Origin of the sequence: Staphylococcus sp. GDY8P196P (genome assembly GCF_017891705.1) — a bacterium.
Taxonomy (GTDB): Bacteria; Bacillota; Bacilli; order Staphylococcales; family Staphylococcaceae; genus Staphylococcus; species Staphylococcus ureilyticus.
The window spans coordinates 1-19,843 of the sequence record NZ_JAESJS010000004.1; the positions used below are offsets into that span (position 1 = coordinate 1).

The 19,843-nt window shown below is 30.8% G+C and carries 20 protein-coding genes and 1 riboswitch; of the genes, 16 read left to right on the plus strand and 4 right to left on the minus strand.

Annotated elements, in window-relative coordinates; genetic code table 11:
• Both KA814_RS02740 and KA814_RS02745 read left to right on the plus strand, forming a co-directional pair.
• Positions 1–535 (plus strand): transglycosylase family protein (locus tag KA814_RS02740; protein ID WP_204170978.1); only part of this gene is annotated, 535 nt, incomplete at its 5' end.
• 371 nt (positions 536–906) lie between these two features.
• Positions 907–1,746: a YitT family protein gene (locus KA814_RS02745; protein WP_046206940.1), complete on the plus strand. Its 840-nt coding sequence runs from the start codon at positions 907–909 to the stop codon at positions 1,744–1,746.
• A gap of 131 nt (positions 1,747–1,877) precedes the next feature.
• Here KA814_RS02745 and KA814_RS02750 read toward each other — a convergent pair whose 3' ends face one another.
• The 3 genes from KA814_RS02750 to KA814_RS02760 form a co-directional block, all read right to left on the minus strand.
• Positions 1,878–2,795 (minus strand): AEC family transporter, encoded by a 918-nt coding sequence (locus tag KA814_RS02750; protein WP_046206941.1) that lies wholly within the window; start codon positions 2,793–2,795, stop codon positions 1,878–1,880.
• A 660-nt stretch (positions 2,796–3,455) separates the two neighbouring features.
• On the minus strand, positions 3,456–4,403 hold the full coding sequence (gene trhO, locus KA814_RS02755; protein ID WP_046206942.1) for an oxygen-dependent tRNA uridine(34) hydroxylase TrhO: 948 nt from the start codon (positions 4,401–4,403) through the stop codon (positions 3,456–3,458).
• 289 nt (positions 4,404–4,692) lie between these two features.
• A complete protein-coding gene (locus tag KA814_RS02760; RefSeq protein ID WP_046206943.1) occupies positions 4,693–4,911 on the minus strand; it encodes a hypothetical protein in 219 nt (72 codons plus the stop codon).
• Positions 4,912–5,045: 134 nt separating this feature from the next.
• On the opposite strand from KA814_RS02760, the gene KA814_RS02765 reads away from it, so the two are divergent.
• The 4 genes from KA814_RS02765 (at position 5,046) to KA814_RS02780 (ending at position 8,379) form a co-directional block, all read left to right on the plus strand.
• Positions 5,046–5,519, plus strand: coding sequence for a peptide-methionine (S)-S-oxide reductase (locus KA814_RS02765; protein ID WP_064209973.1), 474 nt, complete (start codon positions 5,046–5,048; stop codon positions 5,517–5,519).
• A gap of 264 nt (positions 5,520–5,783) precedes the next feature.
• Complete coding sequence (locus KA814_RS02770; protein WP_064209974.1) at positions 5,784–7,217, plus strand: YhgE/Pip domain-containing protein; 1,434 nt, start codon at positions 5,784–5,786, stop codon at positions 7,215–7,217.
• Between the two features lie 21 nt (positions 7,218–7,238).
• Positions 7,239–7,691 (plus strand): MarR family winged helix-turn-helix transcriptional regulator, encoded by a 453-nt coding sequence (locus KA814_RS02775; RefSeq protein ID WP_046206946.1) that lies wholly within the window; start codon positions 7,239–7,241, stop codon positions 7,689–7,691.
• A gap of 121 nt (positions 7,692–7,812) precedes the next feature.
• Positions 7,813–8,379: a DUF4064 domain-containing protein gene (locus KA814_RS02780; protein ID WP_046206947.1), complete on the plus strand. Its 567-nt coding sequence runs from the start codon at positions 7,813–7,815 to the stop codon at positions 8,377–8,379.
• Between the two features lie 49 nt (positions 8,380–8,428).
• Here the strand turns inward: KA814_RS02780 and KA814_RS02785 are convergent, their stop codons facing one another.
• Positions 8,429–9,250, minus strand: coding sequence for a helix-turn-helix domain-containing protein (locus KA814_RS02785; protein ID WP_064209976.1), 822 nt, complete (start codon positions 9,248–9,250; stop codon positions 8,429–8,431).
• 633 nt (positions 9,251–9,883) lie between these two features.
• Between KA814_RS02785 and KA814_RS02790 the strand changes: the two genes are divergently transcribed.
• From KA814_RS02790 to KA814_RS02835, 10 genes are all read left to right on the plus strand, one after another.
• Positions 9,884–10,054, plus strand: a complete 171-nt coding sequence (locus KA814_RS02790) for a hypothetical protein (protein ID WP_155390634.1) — start codon at positions 9,884–9,886, stop codon at positions 10,052–10,054.
• Between the two features lie 285 nt (positions 10,055–10,339).
• A complete protein-coding gene (locus tag KA814_RS02795) occupies positions 10,340–11,263 on the plus strand; it encodes an AEC family transporter (RefSeq protein ID WP_210122661.1) in 924 nt (307 codons plus the stop codon).
• 339 nt (positions 11,264–11,602) lie between these two features.
• A complete protein-coding gene (xylB, locus tag KA814_RS02800; RefSeq protein WP_064209977.1) occupies positions 11,603–13,090 on the plus strand; it encodes a xylulokinase in 1,488 nt (495 codons plus the stop codon).
• A 155-nt stretch (positions 13,091–13,245) separates the two neighbouring features.
• Positions 13,246–13,358: riboswitch (TPP riboswitch) on the plus strand.
• Positions 13,359–13,434: 76 nt separating this feature from the next.
• Positions 13,435–14,028, plus strand: coding sequence for a thiamine phosphate synthase (locus tag KA814_RS02805; protein WP_081254298.1), 594 nt, complete (start codon positions 13,435–13,437; stop codon positions 14,026–14,028).
• A gap of 39 nt (positions 14,029–14,067) precedes the next feature.
• On the plus strand, positions 14,068–14,268 hold the full coding sequence (thiS, locus tag KA814_RS02810; RefSeq protein WP_046206950.1) for a sulfur carrier protein ThiS: 201 nt from the start codon (positions 14,068–14,070) through the stop codon (positions 14,266–14,268).
• A gap of 1 nt (position 14,269) precedes the next feature.
• On the plus strand, positions 14,270–15,037 hold the full coding sequence (locus KA814_RS02815; protein ID WP_046206951.1) for a thiazole synthase: 768 nt from the start codon (positions 14,270–14,272) through the stop codon (positions 15,035–15,037).
• Positions 15,037–16,035 carry a ThiF family adenylyltransferase gene (locus KA814_RS02820; protein WP_064209982.1) on the plus strand — a complete coding sequence of 333 codons (999 nt, stop codon included), beginning with the start codon at positions 15,037–15,039 and terminating at the stop codon, positions 16,033–16,035. Before KA814_RS02815 ends, KA814_RS02820 begins: the two co-directional genes overlap by 1 nt.
• A 165-nt stretch (positions 16,036–16,200) precedes the next feature.
• Entirely contained in the window at positions 16,201–18,051 is a 1,851-nt protein-coding gene (gene nrdD, locus KA814_RS02825) for an anaerobic ribonucleoside-triphosphate reductase (RefSeq protein WP_064209978.1), read from the plus strand.
• Positions 18,048–18,581, plus strand: a complete 534-nt coding sequence (gene nrdG / locus KA814_RS02830) for an anaerobic ribonucleoside-triphosphate reductase activating protein (RefSeq protein ID WP_064209979.1) — start codon at positions 18,048–18,050, stop codon at positions 18,579–18,581. Before nrdD ends, nrdG begins: the two co-directional genes overlap by 4 nt.
• A 125-nt stretch (positions 18,582–18,706) precedes the next feature.
• Complete coding sequence (locus tag KA814_RS02835; protein WP_064209980.1) at positions 18,707–19,693, plus strand: choloylglycine hydrolase family protein; 987 nt, start codon at positions 18,707–18,709, stop codon at positions 19,691–19,693.
• Positions 19,694–19,843 lie beyond the last annotated feature (150 nt).

Sequence of the window (19,843 nt, forward strand, 5' to 3'; positions counted from 1 at the left end):
CTTTAATCAAGATAATTTAAATTATAACTTTGAATCTGATGGTACAAATTGGTCATGGAGCTATGGTGAAGGTTCAAACGGATTAAGCGATGCATCAACACAATCAACAACTAATGCAGGACAACAAGAACAAGCACCGCAAACTCAAGACCAAACACAACCACAACAAGCTTCATCAGAACAACCAGCACAAGAGCAAGCACCTCAAACTGAGCAAACGCAACAACCACAACAAGAAGCAGCTTCATCACAACAATCAACAGGTAGTTCAAGTGAAGCATCAAGTGGTTCATCTGTAGACGTGAACGATCACTTGAAACAAATCGCGCAACGTGAATCAGGTGGCGACTTAAAAGCAGTTAATCCATCTTCAGGTGCAGCAGGTAAATATCAATTCCTACAAAGTACATGGGATTCAGTAGCACCAGATGAATATAAAGGTGTATCACCAACGGAAGCACCAGAATCAGTACAAGACCAAGCAGCAATGGATTTATATGAATCTGAAGGTGCTTCACAGTGGGTTACTGCATAATAAAATAATATTTAATTTTGAAATATTGTATCATCAGTCCCTAGGTTCTTTTATAGAATCTAGGGATTTTTCATTTTTTAGTGGAACATGAAAATGATTAAATTAGAGCATAATATTAAACAGCTTATAATAAATTGAAGTAAACATTATATACTTATAATTCAACATAACCCGCATACATTGAAAAACATACGTATTTTTATTATTATGTTTTCTGTATTAAAAAAATTATAATTTGAAATTGTAATTCTGAAACTTTTTAGCTATTGCTGAAAAGTTTCTTTTTGTGTTGAAAGCAAAATGGACGAAGTATAGTTAAGAAAATGGTTGTTCAAAAAATAGATTAATTTATAGAAAGAGGTGTTGGTTCAATGGTATATAAAATTCATCTGAAAAATATTTGTTTTTGTCTTTTAGGTACTTTTTTAATTGCAATAGGCGTCAATTCTTTTGTTTTAGCTTCAAATTTAGGAGAAGGTGGCACAGTCGGTATTTCTTTGAATCTAAAATATACTTTAGGTCTTTCTCCAGCGTTGACGACACTTATCATTAACATCATATTAATTGGTGTTGGTTGGAAATATCTAAGTAAAACAACTGCACTTTATACTTTGATTACTGTGGTTGCAAGTTCATTCTTCTTGGGTATTACTGAATCTTTTAATTTAAATTTAGAGTCTGATTTTATCAATACTATTTTTTCAGGCGTGCTCATTGGTATCGGTACAGGATTTGTGATATCTGCCCGTAGTACATTGGGCGGTACTTCAGTTATTGCAAAAATTATAAACAAATACAGCGAAATTAAAACGTCACAAGCATTATTTATACTTGATTCATTGATAGTTTTATCATTCTTACTTGTCTTACCTATACAAAATGTACTTTATACTATTGTCATGTTGTTTATCGTTGAAAAAAGCATGTCTTTTGTAATAGAAGGATTTAATCCTAAAAAAGCAATTACTATTATTTCAGATTTTAATGCAGACATTAGTAAACAAATTAATGAAGAAACAGGTCGTGGCTCAACACTGTTAAATGGTGTAGGAGGATATCAACAAAAAGAAACGAATGTGCTTTACGTAGTCGTTCCTCAAAATCAGTTAGCTAGAATTAAAAAAATTGTAAATCGTCATGATGAAAATGCCTTTTTAGTAATCCATGATGTACGAGATGTCCTAGGAAATGGATTTATGAAATTACAATAAGCATAGAAAAGCAAATATCTTCAAATTAACTACAAAAATTTGAAAATACCAGTCTTTCATTTATATATTGGATGGCTGGTATTTTTATATGCGCATTTGTTATGGGATAAATATGTTATCATTACCAATTTTTAAAATAAGATACGAGATAAAAAGATAACAGTGGTAACTGTAAAAATACTAAATAATGTAGAAAACAATACAATTTGTGCATGTAATTCCGGTTCAATTTGATATTCCATGGCAATCGTAGAAGTATTTCTTGAAGTAGGAAAAGAACTAGCAATAAAAAGTGATTGTGCTACAACACCGTCTAAGCCTAATAAATAGATAACTGCTAAAGAAAGTATTGGACTTATTATTAAACGACCGATAAGTGACCATGAAATAACGCGATGGAAAAAGTTGATTTTAATTCTGGCAAGTTGTGCTCCTAACAAAATCAGTGCTATAGCTACAAATCCATCAGAGAGTTGATCGAGGGGAATTAAAATCGTTTTGGGAAGCTTAACAGTAAAAACTTGGCAGATAATTCCTAGCAGAAGTGCATGAAAAACTGGTAGACGTAAAAATCCGCGTGTGATATCTGCCATTGATTTACTAGCTGATAGTAGATTATACATACCATAAGAATATGTGAGTAAATTTTGAAATACTAAAATGAAAATTTGGACTGAGACACCGATTGGATTATGACTAAATACGAGTTGACTGACTGGTAACCCGTAATTTCCTGAATTCATTAACGAAATACTATTTTTTAGAGCAGCACTTTCTCCTTTTTCCAAATGTAGACATTTAGAAATTAAATTGCCAAGTAAAATTAAAATAACGCTGAAAATGATAATATAATATATTATGTTTAGTAATAAAGGTATATCAATGTTAATTTGGTAAATGTTTACAAATACTGATGCCGGCATTAAACAGTATGTTATTAAAGTGGAAAAGTGTTTAAGATTAAAAGAAAATTTTATTTGAAGTATTAAACCCAACAATATCAGAAGTAAAATAGGCAAAATAACTTCTGAAAGAATAAAAATAAACATAAGCAACCTTCTATCTCTAAAAATTTTATGTGATGAAAAATAATGCAATATTCATTTACTTTTACGTTAGCACATATTTATTATAAGTAAAATAAATCTTAATAATTAGAATTGATAAGTAAAGGTTATCATTATGTTGCTCAAATAGTAAGTGAAATGTAAAAATCTCAATAAATATAAAGCGTGCGGTAGCTAATTATGTAAAAAAAGTAATTTTAAAAAAACAAGGTACTGAAACATAAACCCTAGAAAAATAACACTCATATGATTTAATTCAATCCATCTGAGTGTTTCTTTGATTATTCAATACTGCAGCATATTGTTGGCTCGATTTCTTAGGGACAGATTCAGTCTGTCTCGTCTTCAGATTGTCTTGTTCCAGCAAACGTCTCGCCAAAATACAATGTATTCATATGTACTTTTACGTTAAATACTTTAAAAAATAAAACACTATATCAATCCAAGTAGTAACTCAATGAGCTAACTATAATTAAAACAGTATTGAAAAAAGGCAATTTCTATTGAAATAATATAGAAATTGCCTTTTCACTTGTCCAAGAACTTTATGTCCCAGACTATTTTTTTGTTAACTTGATAGATATGTCTAATATTTTGTATGACATTATCGTATGTTCATACAGTGTTTCAAAGCATCATTTACTAGACAAGTTGTTTAAAGTTTTCTAGGCGTTTTGCTTTTTCTTCATCACTAATACCATGTTTTTTAACATAGCGATTATTTTCGTGTTCAGCACATTCATGGCAACAAGCGCCTAAATAACGTGCTTCATTTTCTTCAGATACTAAAATTTGACGGTTACATTCAGGATTAGAACAATTGATGTAACGTTCACAAGGTGTCCCATCAAACCATTCTTTACCTACAACAGTTTTTTCAACTTGATTGACATCTACACTGATACGTTCGTCAAATACGTACATTTTGCCGTCCCAATACTCACCTTTTGTTTCTGGATCTTTTCCATAAGTGGCGATACCACCTTCAAGTTGGCTGACGTCTTCAAAACCTTCTCTTAATAGATAACCGGAGAATTTCTCACAGCGAATACCGCCAGTACAATAAGTGACGATTTTTTTATCCATAAATTGATCTTTATTTTCTTTAATCCAGTCTGGTAAATCTCTAAAACGAGTAATATTAGGTCGAATCGCACCACGGAAATGTCCTAAATCATATTCATAATCATTACGCGCATCGATAACAATTGTGTCATCATCAAATAATGCTTCTTTAAATTCTTTAGGTGATAAATAATTACCAGTAAGTTCTTTAGGGTTAATATCTTGCTCTAAATCTAATGCTACAATTTCTTTTCTAGGACGCACGTGCATTTTTTTAAACGCGTGACCATCTGCTTCATCAATTTTGAAAGTAATTCCTTTGAATCTTTCATCTGATTGTAATGCGTTCATATATTTTTCTGTTGCTTCAACTGTTCCTGATACAGTACCATTAATACCTTCAGTTGATACTAAGATACGTCCTTTAAGCTCCAAATCTTTACAAAAATCTAAATGCTCTGTAGCAAATGTTTCTGGGTCTTCAATCGTTGTATATTTATAATACAATAATACTCTGTAATCCATAATTCTATTCTCCTCTAATTTATTTCTGTTTATAATAGTTTTATATAAAATTAATAGTTTAGTGATGTCGTGCGGCAAACATTCATAATGATATTATGAATGTTTGCTATATGCTTTTATAAAAGGACGAAATTCTCCTCACTATATTGTAACAAAAAAGGAACAATATTCAATTTAAAAATTTTGTAAAACTAAATATTGTCAAAAAATTTTTGAAGAGCATTTGAATTATGATAAAAAACATGTTCTTTTCAAATTTATTATCAATGAAAAGAACATGTTTATAAATTTACTTATTTTTATTTGTAAAGATAAGTGCAACTACTAAACTAATTGTACTGATAGCAAAGATAATATTCATAATAGAAAGTGTTTCTATAATCACTACATCTTTGCCTAATCGTTCAAAAGCATTTTGTTGCATTTCTTTCTCTGAATTAAAATCACTGTCAGCTCTTGAAGGCTTTTCTTCAATATCTTCTAATAATCTTTCTTTAACTTTAGGCATGTTATACCTCCTTATTCTCTATTATATTTTTCCCTATTAACAAAAAATAAACCATCAATATATAGGCGTTTGCATCATATGCTTGAGGTGGCTATACTTTTATTAATCAATGAAATAAAGCAGGAGAGGATAGTATGGAAACTGTATATTTAGCAGGTGGATGCCTTTGGGGTGTTCAGGCATTCGTTAAGACATTACCAGGTGTCATTCAAACAGAAGCTGGTAGGGCAAATGGTATTACGCATACACTTGATGGAGAATATGATGGTTATGTAGAAGTAATTAAAACGAGTTTTGAACCGGAAAAAGTATCTGTTTCTGATTTAATGGGGTATCTTTTTGAAATTATTGACCCTTATAGTGTAAATCAACAAGGTCAAGATATAGGATTAAAATATAGAACTGGCTTATATAGTGAAGACGCAAAACATTTAAAAGAAGCACAGGCATACATAGATGCAATTGAAGATCATCATCTTATAGCCACAGAGGTATTGCCACTGACGAATTATGTTAAAAGTGCAGAAGCACATCAAGACAGATTATCAAAATTTCCAAATGACTACTGTCATATACCTAAAGGACTTATTAATAAGTATAAAAAGTGATGAAACAATATAGATTTTAAAGTAAAACTTCTTTGTATATTTTGAAAACATTTTCATAAAAAATAACCATAAAATTTTTGAAAAAAGGGTTTGACATTTAAATTTAAGGCGCGTAATATACTAAAAGTACATGGGGTGTACTAATGTATTTTCATCCCTTTAAATACTTAGTCATACGCATTATACTAAGACAAATATTTTTGTTTTAGTCTTTTTTTATCTTATAGTACACGGGATGTACGATTAAAGGAAGGTAGTTGGAAAATGTTGAATGAATTTAAATTTATTTTAAAAAATAAAATGTTAGTGGTCTCTTTAATTGCTATATCGCTTATTTCATTGCTATATGTAGCTTTGTTTGTTGGTTCAATGTGGGATCCATACGACAAGACAGAAAATCTAAAAATATCTGTTGTCAACCATGATGAAAAAGCAACGCTTAATAATAAAGATATTACTATCGGTGATGATTTAGTAGACAAATTAAAAGATAATGATAAGTTTGATTTTCAAGTTGTTTCTGAAAAAGAAGCAGATAAGCAATTGAATAGAGGTGAAAGTGTAGGAACAATTATCGTTCCCAAGAATGCTTCATCCAATGCAACGACAATTTTAGATGAAAATCCTAAAAAAATAAATCTGGAAACTAAGGTGAACCCAGGCTCTAGCTATACGGGCAGTCAATCTGCAAATTCAGCTATCAATACAGTGACTGAATCTATAAAAGATAATATTAGATCAAATTATTTGAATGAATTATTCGCTAGTGCTAAAAAATCACAATCAGGTTATCAAGATACATCTGATGCATTAGGGCAAATGTCTGATGCAGAAACACAACTTATTGATGGTAATCAAGAAGTGACAAATGGTATTCAACAAATGGCGCCGATGGTAGGTCAACCAGCTCAAAAGTTATTATCAGGAAATCAGCAAGTAACAGATGGGTTGAAAGAGCTTCAGGCTAATAATGACGAATTAAAATCAAAAATAGACGACGCAGTGAGTCAGCAAAACAATGTTTCATTTGAATCCGAAAATGAAAAAGCGCTTAATGATGTTACTAAAGTAAAAGAAAATAATCCGACGAATGCTGATGAATATGGTGCAACAATTGTTCCTTATATGGCAAGTGTAAGTTTATTTGTTGGTGCGCTATCGTTTAGTGCGATTTATCCATTGAGAAAAACGATTGATAAATCTACAACTTCAATAAGACAAACTTTAGGAAAATTTGCATTATATATTGTTCAAGGTGCGTTATCTGCATTGTTCATGAGTAGTTGGGTATTATTTGTATTTAATATGTCAGTTGGTAATGTCTGGAAATTTATATTAGTAGGGTTATTATGGGCTATTGCAGCAATTACAATCACATCATTCCTAACATTATTCTTAGATAGAATAGGACTCTTTATATCAATGATTCTTTTAATCTTACAATTGAGTGCAAGTGAAGGTATGTTCCCAATAGAGCTTTCTGCAACGTTCTATAGATGGATACATCCATTTTCACCAATGTCCTATGCTATTCAAGGATATAGAGAAGCAATATTCACTAATGCAGGTCACTTCGACTTTGGATTTGTTGTAGCTCTACTTATCGGAATCATTATCGTAATGATGATTTTACAATATTTAGTTTTATTATGGTTTAATAAACGTGAAAAATTACCACTTTCTATCGAATTCAAGTAACTTATAAAGGGGGATAAAGTGATGAATGATGTAGATGCATCGATTGAGAAAGCGATAACCAAATTTCAAATCGTGATGCTGTATTTAAACAAAGAAATTATTGAAATGGTGAATGAATCATCTCTCACAAACCTACTTTCAAGAGAACAAATTGAAGCGATGAGAATTATTCAAACAAAAGGTCAAGTTACGATTAATGAGTTAGCTGGGCTACAAAATATATTTAAAACAGCTGCTTCAAAAAGAATCGGTAAACTTGAAGAAATGGGTTATGTGCAAAGGGCACACTCAAACAATAAAAGAATTAAATTAGTCCAATTAAGTTTAGAAGGTGAAAGTTTCTTAAAACAAGCGACTTCAGCAATGAGTGAATCAGTGAAAAATCGCTTAGGTAACCAATTTTCACTTGAAGAAATAGAAGATTTTGTAAATCAATTGGAACGAATCGATGAAGCGTTTAGAAAAAGTAAATAATTACTAAGCAATTAAATGAGTTATACATGGACTTGTAGCTACAGGATTAGTATACTAAATGATATAATTTCAAGCGTATACTAACTGAAAAATATAAATTTTTGATTAGGGGTGAAACATAATGAAAAGAACAGCTGAACGTATACTTGCCTGGATTGGTATTGGTTTACAGCTATTAGGTGTAATTGTTCTGGCAATATTCTTACCATTAATTGGAAATGGTGACAATAAAAATGCAATGATACAAGCAATGATGGAAGATGATAGTTCAATCACATATGAAAATGGAGAAGCGGTTATTAATATGTTAAGTGCCTTGGTAACTGCAGGACTAGTATTATCTATTGTGCTACTTATAGTGGCGATTATTGGTGCAGTGTTAATTGGTAAAAAAGCCAAAGCTGCTGGCATTTTATTAATCATTGTGGGTGTTATTTCATTAATCGGTAACTGGATTACTGCCATTTTATGGTTAGTAGCCGGTATCATGTTGCTAGTAAGAAAACCTCAAAAACCTATTTATAGCAGAGATGAAGAAGATGATGCTAATCCCTTTATCAAAGATGGGTCACAAGTAAATGAACATAATAACTCATATGTATTATCTGAAAATCAAAAAGAGAACGAACAAGAAAAAATCAAAGAAAATTATTCCGATACTGACGAGGATAATAAATATAAATATTAATTTTTAATCCAAGTTTGCCTTTGATAGGTAAACTTGGATTTTTTATATATTATTCAGATTTGATTGTATCTAAAATTAATTGGAGTTGGTTATATAATTGATGTGGCTCTATCTTCGTATTTGTATTTTTAGAATTATGTTGTTTTATAAAATCTTTTGGTGTCATATGCATCACATTTTTGAAATCTCTCAAATAAGTATTGTATGAACGGAACCCATAATCTACCCAAATTGATTCGCTATTGCCATTTGTTAATAAATCCCTAGATAAACTATAGATTTTAACTTTTTTAATGTATTTGATTAATGAAATATTCATTTTTTTTGAAAATTCTCTAGATAAATAACTACTATTTACGTAAAATGTTTTAGCTAGTAAATTAAGCGTTAATGGTTGCTTGTAATGTTGGTTAATATATTCTACAACGTTTTTAATTAATTTATTCGAGTAAGTCAACTGACCATATATATTTGCTTGAGATGAATTGAGGTAATTAATTAATTTAATAACTCCGATGTCTCCATTAAATAAATTATTTTCTAAAATATTTTTTAAAGTTGTAATATAAGTTTCGGTAATCAACTTACTTAATTTATATTTTTCTAGAAGATTTTCTCGATTGATTAAGGTGAAACGATGATAACTTAAATTATTTACTGAAATACAAGCAAGCATACCTTCTCGATGTACAATGAGATTTTCTTCGAAATCGTATACCACAAATACATCGCCTCGATGAAATATAAAATTTGATTTTACTTTTTGGAAATGAATCATACCTGAAATAACCAAATATATATTGGAAAAGTTAGGTGTATTTAAATGTTCTAATTGATCACCTTCATCATAAATGATGTGATTATAATCCATTGAAACCCTCCATTCCTTAAATGTTGCTAGAAAAGTTAGCATCAATTTATGTAAAATGAGAATCAGATTAAGTATTAAGGTATTGGGAGTGAGAGCAATAAATTTGTTTTGGAAATGTAGATATACTTAAATTTAATTTCATTTATTTAAATAGTACTCTTTTTAAAATTAATACGTCAATTAATGTTGCGTAATTATAATAAAATAAAATTCTAAAACTAAAAAAATGGATAATTTTTACATCTGTTTATAATATATTCTATTATTGAGCGTAAAAATAGTGATAAATTCGAACAATTCGTGAATAATTTTGAAGTACTGAATAATTGAAAATATTTTTAGCGTTGTATTAAGTCAGTATTCCAGCTAATTAGCAAGATGTCATAGGGTATTGATTTCCATAAAATGAGAATCATAAAAGTAGCATTTTAGTGAGTTTAGCGTCCAAAAAATAAAATGCTGTATACAAATTGGGGTAATATCAAATCAAGTAGCATAAATTGGATTGTTATTAAACTAAATTAAAATGCAATAAAATAAGTTGTTCTATTGAGGAAGATAATAAAAACATGTAAATTGATAGTAAAGGTTAATATAGACATTAAATTGAAATTAACGAATGAGGTGAGCTAAATGATGATGATGATTGGTATACTTACACCGCTATTGGTTATTGGCTTTATAGTTATGTCAATTTTGGAAGAAAAAAAACGAAACAAAAGAGAGCAAGAAAATAATAACGATGATCAAAAGCACATAAATAATACGACTAATAGCAATGAGGATAACCGTAAAGATGAATAATTCATTATTTTATTGTTATAAACCTCTTTAAATAGTAAAGTGCTCCATTAAATCATGCACATATTAAAATAGTATGAACAAAGCAAAGTTTAGCATTCTATTGATACGATATAGGAGTTGAAATATAAAATTGATTTCTAATTTATCAATTTTTATTTCACTCCTAATTTTTATATTTTCAAAGTATATCAACGACATAATTTTAATGGTCAGATATCTAAATTTAACTTAAACACAAATGAAATATGTCTAGTGTTAAATTTTCTTACAAGGAAGTGTTATATAATGAGTGAAATGATATATATATTACAAAGTGTATTATTACCTATTTTCATAATGATTGTATTGGGATTTATCTTACAGAAAAAGTTCACACTAGATTTAAAAACTTTAGCGAAATTAAATATATATGTGTTTGTACCAGGATTTATTTTTGTAAAGTTTTATAAGACAAATTTTGAATTACATTTATTATTATATATTGTAGTTTTCTTTATAATATACATAATTTGTTTATATATCGTGGGCAAAGCTTTAACTTTAATAAACAAGAGGGATAAAGGGGAAGCTACGACGTTAACCAATAGTGTATTATTTTTTAATTCTGGAAATTATGGTGTACCAGTTAATGACTTAGTGTTTAAGGGAGATCCACTCGCGATGTCTGTTCAAGTCATCGTTTTATCATTACAAAATATTTTCACTTTTTCGTATGGCATTTTTGCAATACAGTCTGCACAAATTGGAAAGTTAAAAGCGATGTTAGGGTATTTTAAAATGCCAGTGCTATACGCTTTGTTACTTGCAATTATTTTAAATTATGCGGATATCCCCATACCGGAATTTATTTGGACGCCAGCTAATTATGTGGCAGATGCGATTATTGCAATTGCTTTAATCATGCTAGGAGCACAAATTGCGAATATAAACTTTACTTTCAAGTGGTCACTATCATATATTTTTATATTTGTACGTTTAGTCATTGGACCAGCTATCGCATTAATCATTATAAAAATCATGGGTATTGAAGGAGTGATTGCACAAACACTTTTTATCGCTTCAGCAATGCCAACATCAGTAAATAGTTCTGTGATAGCGCAAGAGTATGACAATCATCCTGAACTTGCAGCAGAACTTGTCTTTTTATCAACTTTATTAAGTTCAATTACTGTGGTAATTGTTATTTATGCTTCTAAATTATTATTTTAGATAAATAAAAAGTTATATGAATTATCATTACCAATACGTTTAAGCGCTGAGATATAAAAATTAAATCTTGGCGTTTTTTATTTCAGTTTTTAGCAAATTTTTATGAATTAAAAAATCACTGATGTATTTAAAGTGCTGAAAATTTTAATGCCACTTTTCTTGCTATATCAAACTTAAACCATGTAATATCCTTGTTTGTCTATTGTATAAAAATTGAATCGAAAATATTTTATTTGTAAAAATAATTTTTATTTTCAAATTTATTGTGCTATAAATATAGCGTGAACGACATTTAAAATAAATAGTTTGAAAATAACTATAAATTGAAGGATGGTATATGTGAAAGAGATTGTATTAGGCATAGATATCGGTACAAGTTCTGTTAAAGCCATTGTTATTAATAAAAGAGGTGACGTTTTAGATAGCGTCAGCGAACCCATCGATGTTATTAATCAACAAACAGGTTTTAGTGAACAAAATCCAGATGATTGGTTTAAAGCATCTAAAGATTGCATTAAGTACTTATTAAATTCTGTAAAGTTAGCAAATATGAAGGTCAAAGGTATTTCATTTTCTGGCCAAATGCACAGTTTAGTACTGCTTGATCATCAATTTCAACCACTTAGAAATGCCATTTTATGGAATGATACAAGATCCACTTTTCAATGCGAACAAATAAAACAGCAATTTGGTGAATATGTAATGGATAATCCTGTGTTAGAAGGATTTACATTAACTAAGTTGTTATGGGTAAAAGAAAACGAACCATTGATTTGGTCCAAAGCAAATGTGTTCTTATTGCCTAAAGATTATGTGAGATTTAAATTCACAGATACGATAAATATGGAATATTCTGATGGCTCAAGCACGTTGTTAATGGATATAGCATATAAGTGTTGGAATAAAAAAATTTGTGAGTATTATGGTGTATACCAATTATGTCCCAATTTAATTGAATCACAAAATTTTGTAGGGTACATCAATACTTCAACTGCAGATGAATTAGGTATAGGTGATGATGTGGCAGTATTTGCTGGGGGTGGAGATAATGCCTGTGGTGCATTAGGTGCAGGTGTTATTAACGATGGCGATACATTATGTAGTATCGGCACTTCTGGTGTGATACTAGCGTGTGATTCTGAGCATACGGGTACTTATTATCACAATATACATCATTTTAATCATGTACTCCCTGAAAAATCTTATGCGATGGGAGTAATATTAGCTGCAGGAGATAGTTTGAAATGGTTTCAAAAAAACATCGCTCCAAATTTAACTTATAGTCAAATTTTGGATGAAGCAAAACAGTCTTCTATAGGGAGTAATGGTTTAATATATGCACCATATCTATCAGGAGAACGTACACCTCATGGGGATAGTCAAATTAGAGGAAGTTTTATTGGCTTAAGCCGTATGCATTCGATTAAAGATATGGCTCGCGCGGTTATTGAAGGTATTACTTTTGCATTATATGAATCTATCTATTATTTACGTGAAAATGATAAAAAAATTAAAGAAATGACTTCTATTGGTGGTGGAGCTAAAAGTGATTTTTGGCTTCAATTACAAGCTGATATCTTCAACGCTAAAGTATATAAATTAAAGCATGAAGAGGGACCAAGTATGGGTGCAGCGATGATAGCAGCAAAAGGTGTAGGGTGGTTTCATGATACCGCTGAGATGGTAAGACAATTTATACAATATGATAAAGTATTTGAACCATGTATAGAAAACCATATGCAATATAAGCAGTATTTTGCAATATATAAAAAAATCTATGGTGATACCAAAAAAATAACAAAAGAATTATTAAAGTTATCGCAATAAAATTATAATATCGGTGCAATTATGTCACTATTTCTTATGATATTTCCTGGAAAATAAAAAGCTTAAAAAATATAGACGGTTGAAAAAATACAGTTTTTACGTTAAATTAAACATGAAATAAACATAAAATGCATATCAATTAAATAGAGATAAGTTTAGACCACTGGAAGTGCCTTTATGACAAAAGGCTGAGACGAGCGTGATACGCTAGAATTCCTTGAACCTGATCCAGTTTGTACTGGCGTAGGAAAAGTGGCGTTATAAACCGTATTAGTCCGTTCATATTAACGTTATTTTTCCTATTTGGAAAAGTAACGTTTTTTTTATTTTTAGGAGTGATTATAGTGATTATTGCGATTACCAATTATCATAAATTAACCAAGAAAGATAGCGCGAATTATTGTGAAATTGAACCTTATATTGATTATCTCATCGTCAGGTCACCGATGTGTACTTCTGAGAAGATTGAATGGATTAACCAACTAAAGCAACAACATTTTCCAAAAGATAAAATTATTATTCACAGTGATTATCGTGTACTCCAATCTTGCGGCTTATCACGCATACATTTTAGAGAAAATGATGAGCAAATCCGTGCTTTAAAACAACATTGTTCAGACATAAAAATAAGTATGTCTACACACAGTAGCCATGCAATTCAATATGCAGAAGATTTAAATTTAGATTTTGTACTTTATGGGCACGTATTTGAAACAAAGTCTAAAAAGGGGTTAACCCCTAGATCATTTAGTGAGGTCAATGAAGCATTGAAAAGTGATATTCCCGTAATCGCATTAGGTGGCATTAATTTAACAACTATGCCTCATTTGCCTAAGGGATTTCAAGGTATCGCAGGTATTTCTATTTTTAATCACTCAATAAAAACAGTACAAGCGTTACACAGAGCATGGTTACATTATGAAACAACACAAAATTAATGATTTACTAATCAATAAGCGAGAAAGGAATGAATCATGATGCATTGCATTATTAATGGTGATAATTTCACATTTGAAAATCCTTTAAATATACAAGAGGTATTGCAAACACTTGGTTTAGACGAAAAAAGAGTGATTGTCGAACATAATAAAAAATTAATTAAGCAAAACCAATTTCAGAATCATATCGTTAATGATAAAGATTGTTTAGAATTATTAGAATTTGTAGGAGGCGGATAAGATGTTTAAAATAGGAAAATTTGAATTTAATTCAAGATTGTTATTAGGTACTGGTAAATTTGAAACAGAAGCCATTCAAAAAGAGGCAATAAATGCATCTGAAACAGAGGTTTTAACTTTTGCAGTACGTCGAATGAACTTATATGATGAGAAATTTCCTAATCCTTTAGCAAAAGTTGACTTATCAAATTTTGTTACTTTTCCTAATACTGCTGGAGCAACTTCAGCTGAGGAAGCGATAAGAATTGCAGAAATTGCTAATCATGCCAATCTTTGTGACATGATTAAAGTAGAAGTGATAGGTGATCAGGAAACCTTACTACCTGATCCGCTAGAAACATATGAGGCGTGCAAGGTTTTACTAGAAAAAGGTTATACAGTGTGTCCTTACATTTCAAATGATGTTGTACTTGCTAAGCGTTTAGAAGAATTAGGAGTACACGCGATTATGCCACTAGCTTCACCTATTGGTACAGGAAGAGGAATAAACAACCCTTTAAATCTACGTTATATTATTGAACGCGCCAATGTACCCGTAATTGTGGATGCAGGGGTTGGATCACCAAAAGATGCATGTCATGCTATGGAATTAGGGGCCGACGCCATTTTATTAAACACAGCAATTTCTAGTGCGAAAGATCCAGGGAAAATGGCAGAAGCCATGAAATTGGGTATTCAAGCAGGAAGAATGAGTTATCAAGCAGGGAGAATACCAGTTAAGTACACAGCTCAAGCTTCAAGTCCAACAGAAGGCATCGGATTTTTATGATGGAAAGATATTCTCGTCAAATACGCTATAAAAATTTTGGTGAACAAGGCCAGCGTAAACTAGCGCAAACACATGTGATGATTGTAGGAGCAGGAGCGTTAGGAAGTCATTGTGCAGAAATATTAACACGTATGGGGATTGGCGAGCTTACGATTATTGATATGGATATTGTAGAATTATCAAATTTGCATAGACAAGCCACTTATACTGAAAACGATGCACAAACGATGATGCCTAAAGTGGAAGCACTAAAAAAGCATTTGTTAGATATAAATTCTAATATTAAAATCAACACATTATACAAAGAAATAACTTGCACCAACATTGAACACATTTTAAGAAAATCAAATCCTGATATCGTCATGGATGGCATGGATCATTTTAAAATTAGATACTTGATTAACGAAGTATGCCATAAATTTTCGATACCTTGGATTTATGGGGCAGCAATCGGAAGTCAAGGTACCGTTTATGGTATTGATTATAAAGGCCCATGTTTAAAATGTGTGCTCGATAAGATGCCAGAATCTGCAGAAAGTTGTTCTATTAATGGTGTGTTACCTACAGTTATATACCAAGTAGCTAGCATGGAAGTTTCAGAATTATTACGTTGGATAACAGCATCTGGATTCTCTCAAAAATTAATAACGCTAGATACTTTTTCAATCCAGTACCATACAGTGAATATCAACCAACTTAAAAATGACGATTGTAGCATTTGTGTACATCAGAGATATGATTTACTGAACCAACCTCAACATACAAACGTAGAATCTCAATGTGGCAATACATTTTTGCTTCGTTTCGATGAAAATATTTTTGAATATGCACATTACCTACCTGCCAAAATTAAAAAGGCCAATAGCTTTGCTAAATTACTTTCTTATAACGAAATCGATATTACTTTATTTAAAGATGGTCGTATGAATGTTTATGGCTTGGAAGATGAAGGACAGGCGCAAGCATTATATACACATTTTGCTAAAAGCATAAAATAGGACATTTACATTTCTCAAAAGCAAAAATTTTAGAATAAAAATTAAAGTTTCTTAAATCGTAACAAATTTGTGACATATTTGTTAACAGCTCTTCTCAACATTGAAACACTATATATTGTGGTATAAATTATGTTTATATACAATATATAGAAAAGAAGGGGTAAAATGAATAAATTAGAACAAAATTTAACGAAACTTATTACAAAAGATCCAACAGTTATTAACGAAAATGCTAATAAAGATAGTGCCACTTTTTCTACAATGAGAGATTTAACAGCAGGTGTTGTATCTAAATCATATGCTTTGGATTACTTATTACCTAAACATATAGCTGAAGCACATAAAAGTGGAGATATACATTTCCATGACTTAGATTATCACCCATTTCAACCACTCACTAACTGTTGTTTAATTGATGCTAAAAATATGTTGAAACATGGATTTCGAATTGGCAATGCATCTGTGACATCGCCAAAATCAATTCAAACAGCTTCTGCTCAGCTTGTACAAATTATTGCCAACGTCTCTAGTAGTCAATACGGGGGTTGTACCATTGATCGAGTAGACGAATTATTAAGTGATTACGTAAAATATAACGAAGCAAAACATAGAAAATTGGCACAACAATTTGTTGATGATACACATATTGATGCATATGTTGATTATCAAATCACCCAAGATATTAATGACGCAATTGAAAGTCTAGAATACGAAATAAATACACTTTATACTTCAAATGGACAAACGCCATTTGTCACTCTTGGTTTTGGTCTAGGTATAGATGAATATAGTAGAAAAATTCAACAAGCGATATTGAAAACACGAATAAAAGGACTTGGAAAAGACCGTATAACAGCTATATTTCCTAAATTAGTTTTTTCTATTAAAAAAGGTGTGAATTTTAGTGAAGATGACCCTAATTATGATATTAAAAAATTAGCATTAGAGTGTTCTACAAAAAGAATGTATCCAGACATATTAAATTATGATAAAACTGTAGAAATTTTAGGTGATTTTAAAGCGCCAATGGGTTGTCGTTCTTTTTTACCAGTATGGAAAAATGAGCAAGGTGAAGCAGAAAATAATGGAAGATGTAATTTAGGTGTAGTAACGCTTAATGTGCCGAGAATAGCTATAGAATCAGATGGTGATATGGAAAAGTTTTGGGAAATCTTTCATGAACGAATGCAAATTATGCACGACGCATTAGTTTATCGCATTAAACGTATGGAACAAGCTACACCTGATAACGCTCCAATTTTATATAAAAATGGTGCGTTTAAACATCGTTTAAGTGATGAAGAGAGTGTTATGTCATTATTTAAAAACAAACGTGCTACGTTATCGATAGGTTATATTGGTCTGTATGAGGCAGCTACTGTTTTTTATGGCCCTGAGTGGGAAAAAACTGCAAGAGGTAAAGCCTTCACCTTACAAATTTTAAAAGCTATGAAAGTTTATCAATTGGAATGGACTGAACGCTACGACATTTGGTTTAGTATATATAGTACACCAAGTGAATCATTAACAGATCGTTTTTGCAGATTAGATAGAGAAAAATTCGGCGATATATTAGATATTACAAGCAAGGGGTATTATCAAAATTCGTTCCACTACGATGTGCGAAAAGATATTACACCATTTGAAAAGATAGATTTTGAGAAAGATTATCCATTTTATGCTAGTGGTGGTTACATACATTATTGTGAATATCCAAAATTAGACCATAACATTAAAGCATTAGAAGCGGTTTGGGATTATTCATATGACAAAGTTAGTTATCTAGGAACAAATATTCCTATAGATCATTGTCGTTTATGTGATTTTAAAGGTGATTTTAAAACAACTGCATCAGGATATCAATGTCCAGAATGTGGAAATAGCGACCCTAAAACCGTAGATGTAGTAAAACGAACATGTGGCTATTTAGGTAATCCAGTGCAACGTCCTACAATCGAAGGTAGACATAAAGAAATTTGTGCAAGAGTAAAACACATGAAAGACCAGTCGATATGACAATACTAAATATCATTAATGGACAAGGTTACATTGCCAAAATAGAGTCACAAAGTTTCGTAGATGGCGAAGGCGTGAGATGTAGTTTATATGTTTCAGGGTGTCCATTTGCATGTTTAAATTGTTATAACAAAGCAGCTCAAAATTTTAAGTATGGTGAGAAATTTAATATTGAAACTTTAAATGAAATATTAGAAAATTGCGAACCTGATTATATAGAAGGTTTAAGTATTTTAGGTGGGGAACCATTTTGTAACTTAGATATAACACTCAATTGTGCTCATGCATTTAGACAACGTTTTGGTCATAGCAAAACCTTATGGGTATGGACTGGATTTTTATTTGAATACTTAAGGAATGATCAATCTCAGAGAAGTGAATTATTGAAAATTATAGATGTACTCGTCGACGGTCCTTTCATGCATCACTTATATAAACCCAATTTACCTTATAAAGGTTCATTAAATCAACGTGTGATCGATGTGCAAAAATCATTAGTCGATGGTAGAATCCATGAGTATATAATTTAACATTGTGGTTATATCTGTGTCCTGAAATTGAGGCGAATTGCTATTAATATGATATAAAGTTAATTACAATCATAATTAAGACAAAAATAGATTTAGCAAATTGCTAATAAAGGAGCGTATGAGCAATGTGTACAGGTTTTTCATTTATGTCTGAAAATCATCAAGCTATATTAGGTCGAACAATGGATTTTGTTTATCAATTAAAAGGTAATCCAGCGGTTCAACCACGCCACTATTACTGGGAATCGCGTGTAGAGTATAAAGGTGAAACATTGTATGGCTTCGTAGGTTCTGGCAGCGATATGGAAGGATTTTTATTTGGAGATGGTGTTAACGAGCATGGCGTTGGTGTTTCAGTACAATATTTCAGAGGCTATGCTTCTTATGCAAATGAAACTAAAGCAGGCTATATGAATATTGCTCAAAATGAAGTGATAAATTGGATACTAGGTTATAACAAAAACATAGCTGATTTAATTAAAAACGCACAAAATGTTAATGTCGTGGCACATACTTTGAACGATCTCTCTGAAGTTCCACCGTTACATTATCATATTTCTGATGATACGGGTAGAACGGTAGAACTCACTTTTGATAAAGGTCAAATAGTCGTTAATGACAATCCAGTTGCCGTTTTGACTAACAATCCTGATTTGAATTGGCATTATGAAAATTTAAGAAATTATATAAACATTTCACCACATAAACCAAATGAAAGAAATTTTGCTAATATTAATTTAAAATCATTAGGCAATGAAGGTGGCACCTATGGCTTACCAGGTGGATACACATCATCAGAAAGATTTGTTCGTATTGCTTACTTGAAAAATTATTTAGAAGAAGCAGCAAACAGTCCTGAACAAGACATACTTAACGCTTTTAAATTATTGGAAATTATGAGTATACCTAAAGGCGCAGTTAGAGATGAACAAAATGATTTACATTATACGTTATATCAGACGGTCTTAAATTTAACGACACGTACATTTTATATTAAATGGTATAACTCTAATAAAATTACTGAACTACATTTATCAGAAGATTTACTGAATAAAAAAGAAATGACTATTTTTGAGCCAACTGATGGATTAGCGATAAATCGCTTGAATTAAGATTTAAAGCGAGCACTTAATTAGAATGAATTTTAAACAATCAATAACTAATATGAGACACATAAAAAACGATCGTTTTTTATGTGTCTTTTTATGTTTAATAACAATCATTTTTGATGGAAAAAAGTTTTTATCTCACTATTTTACTTA